Below are 212 nucleotides of genomic sequence, written 5' to 3'. Positions count from 1 at the left end.
GACCAGTGATCGGCGGTCTCGGTGTTTCCGCGGCCGGCTATGACAACAGTCAATGTGCATGACAAGTTACAGGTATTAGGTCCAGGTTCAACAAGGAGACAGGCAACATGGCCTCACGTTTTATGACGGATCCGCACGCGATGCGGGACATGGCGGGCCGTTTTGAGGTGCACGCCCAGACGGTGGAGGACGAGGCTCGCCGGATGTGGGCG

The 212-nt window shown here is 59.4% G+C and carries 1 pseudogene; it reads left to right on the top strand.

Going from position 1 to position 212, the window contains the following annotated elements:
- Positions 1 to 107 precede the first annotated feature (107 nt).
- Positions 108 to 212: pseudogene (gene esxJ / locus BST12_RS31805) on the top strand (type VII secretion system ESX-5 protein EsxJ); the annotation flags it as partial.

The organism is Mycobacterium angelicum, from assembly GCF_002086155.1.
Classification (GTDB): Bacteria; Actinomycetota; Actinomycetes; order Mycobacteriales; family Mycobacteriaceae; genus Mycobacterium; species Mycobacterium angelicum.
The sequence above is the reverse complement of the archived record's forward strand: the minus strand, read 5'-3'. Positions and strand labels throughout refer to the sequence as shown.